Annotated in this window: 4 protein-coding genes; all 4 read right to left on the bottom strand. The window is 64.3% G+C overall.

The window, feature by feature from the left end; all coding sequences use genetic code 11:
- The coding region (locus WAX14_RS16665; protein WP_422629165.1) for a glucokinase at nt 1–211 on the bottom strand (211 nt) is incomplete at its 3' end.
- 4 nt (nt 212–215) lie between these two features.
- Entirely contained in the window at nt 216–500 is a 285-nt protein-coding gene (locus tag WAX14_RS16660; RefSeq protein WP_095042873.1) for a DUF427 domain-containing protein, read from the bottom strand.
- A gap of 36 nt (nt 501–536) precedes the next feature.
- Nucleotides 537–845 (bottom strand): hypothetical protein, encoded by a 309-nt coding sequence (locus tag WAX14_RS16655; RefSeq protein WP_095042874.1) that lies wholly within the window; start codon nt 843–845, stop codon nt 537–539.
- 41 nt (nt 846–886) lie between these two features.
- On the bottom strand, nt 887–1565 hold a 679-nt coding region (locus WAX14_RS16650; RefSeq protein WP_422629164.1), incomplete at its 5' end, for an RNA polymerase sigma factor.

Raw genomic sequence — 1565 nt, 5'->3', positions numbered from 1 at the left:
CCACCGGCCCGGCCACGCCGAAGCTGCCGGCGGGGATGTGGTGGTCGGTGTCGCGCAGAAATTCGTCGATGATCAGTTCCAGCGACGGGTATTGCTGGCTGGGAAAGGTGCGCTCGATGATGGGATGGCGGGCAATGAAATTGGCGTCGGCCGCCACGTCGAAAAGAGCCAGGACGGTCTTGGTACCGCCGATGTCGCCTGCAAGTAACATGGGTTCACTTCTCGATGGTAACTGGGCCGTAGAACGCGACGTGATCGCGAATGTTGGCCGCCGCCGGTTTGGGGTCGGGGTAGAACCAGGCGGCGTTGCGGAGCGTCTGTCCCGCGGCGGTGATGTGGTAATAGCCGGCCGCGCCCTTCCAGGCGCAGGTTGTCTGCCGGTCGCTGGCGCTGAAATATTCGCGGCGGATGGCTTGGGGCGGAAAGTAGTGGTTCCCCTCCACGATTTCGGTGTGGTCGCTCTCAGCCAGAACGACGCCGTTCCAGATGGCTCGTGTCATGCGCGTCGGCTCTCCTTCTGCGGTGATCCCCGTCCGCTAGTAATCGGCGGCGCTTTCCAGGGCGTGGATCAGGGCCACCAACTCATCGCGACAGTCGGCGCAAAAGCTGAGATGATGGGCCACGAGCAGATCGCGCCCGGCTGTGTCGCCGCGCCCTTCCAGGCAATCGACGTACTCATCCAGACAGTTGAATACCGCTTCGCAGGAGAGTTCGTCGTCGCGGGTGATGCTCAGCAGGCGTAGCAGCCGCTCGCAGGCGGGATCATCCAACGGCGCTTCCCCCAGCGGCCCGGCATAGGCCGGCTCTCCCAGCAATGTGCGTATCTTGTCGGTCAGATGTGCCATTCTCATTCTCAGACGAAGCCAGGCCCGCTATTCTTACAGCCCTACGCCTCGGCAAAGGCGGCCATGATCTCCTCGGTTGACAGCCCATCCTCGGCCAGTCGCCGCCGCAGGCGCTGCCGGGCGTCGAACACCAGCTTGTAGACCGCGTTCTGATTGGAATCCATCATAAAAGCTACCTCGCTGAGCGGCCGGCCCTGGATGACAGCCGTCAGGGCCGTGCGTTGCTTCTCGGTCAGTTCTTCGTTGATGAGGCGGCCGACGTAGCGCAATAATTCGCGCCGTTCGGTCAGCGCCTCGGGGCGCGGCGCGGGATCGGCCACGAACGACGGGGTGAATTCGCCATCGTCGGTCTGGGTCAGTTGGTCGAGCGAGGCATCGCGCCAGCGCTTGCGGCGCAACTCGGTCAGGCCGATATTGAGGGCGATCTTGTTGGCCCAGGTCGTCAGCAGGCTGCGCCCGGCGAAGGAGTCGAGATTGTCGAGCACCTTGATCAGCGCCTCCTGCACGAAATCATCGATCTGGGCGTCGAATTCGGGCGCGGTGGTGTCGATCTGGCCGATGAGGCCGCGGCGCAGGCCGTTGCCCAGCAGTGCGCGCAGATCGTCCAGGGCCGCCTCGCGGGCCGGCCCCGTGGCCCGCAAATCGGCCAGCCATTCGTCGTTGCTGCGTGCCTGGGTCGCGCTCATCAGACGGGGATTGTAGCGCGGAATCGCGCAATAG

The sequence above is a fragment of the Rhodococcus sp. (in: high G+C Gram-positive bacteria) genome (genome assembly GCF_049299235.1).
Classification (GTDB): Bacteria; Actinomycetota; Actinomycetes; order Mycobacteriales; family Mycobacteriaceae; genus Rhodococcus.
Note: the sequence above shows the minus strand (reverse complement) of the source record. Positions and strands in the feature narration are given on the sequence as shown.

What these genes read in the sequence shown, in the direction of transcription:
- WAX14_RS16655 (WP_095042874.1), bottom strand. Translation starts at nt 845, where the DNA reads ATGGCACATCTGACCGACAAGATACGCACATTGCTGGGAGAGCCGGCC.
- WAX14_RS16660 (WP_095042873.1), bottom strand. Translation starts at nt 500, where the DNA reads ATGACACGAGCCATCTGGAACGGCGTCGTTCTGGCTGAGAGCGACCAC.